The organism is Pseudomonas sp. P129, assembly GCF_020312195.1.
In the GTDB taxonomy this organism is placed as follows: domain Bacteria; phylum Pseudomonadota; class Gammaproteobacteria; order Pseudomonadales; family Pseudomonadaceae; genus Aquipseudomonas; species Aquipseudomonas fragariae.
On the sequence record NZ_JAGPYS010000040.1, the window covers coordinates 1 to 476 of the forward strand.

At 50.8% G+C, this 476-nt stretch carries 2 tRNA genes and 1 rRNA gene; all 3 read left to right on the plus strand.

Annotated elements, in window-relative coordinates:
- A 16S ribosomal RNA gene (locus KBY02_RS26030) occupies positions 1 to 77 on the plus strand; the annotation flags it as partial.
- An 83-nt stretch (positions 78 to 160) separates the two neighbouring features.
- Positions 161 to 237, plus strand: a tRNA-Ile gene (locus KBY02_RS26035).
- 55 nt (positions 238 to 292) lie between these two features.
- Positions 293 to 368 (plus strand) — tRNA-Ala (locus KBY02_RS26040).
- The last annotated feature ends 108 nt before the right edge of the window (positions 369 to 476 follow it).

A 476-nucleotide genomic window follows, 5' to 3' on the forward strand; every position in this document is an offset into this window, starting at 1 on the left:
CCACGGTGTGATTCATGACTGGGGTGAAGTCGTAACAAGGTAGCCGTAGGGGAACCTGCGGCTGGATCACCTCCTTAATCGACGACTCAGCTGCACCATAAGCACCCACACGAATTGCTTGATTCATTGAAGAAGACGATTAGAAGCAGCGCCCGAGTTCGGGTCTGTAGCTCAGTTGGTTAGAGCGCACCCCTGATAAGGGTGAGGTCGGCAGTTCGAATCTGCCCAGACCCACCAGTTTACTGGTGAGATAGCTGGTCAGAGTAGACGCCTCCACGGTATGTAGAAATACGGGGCCATAGCTCAGCTGGGAGAGCGCCTGCCTTGCACGCAGGAGGTCAGCGGTTCGATCCCGCTTGGCTCCACCACTTACTGCTTCTGTTTTGAAAGCTTAGAAATGAGCATTCCATTGATCCTGATGATCAGTGCCTGAATGTTGATTTCTAGTCTTTGATTAGATCGTTCTTTAAAAATTT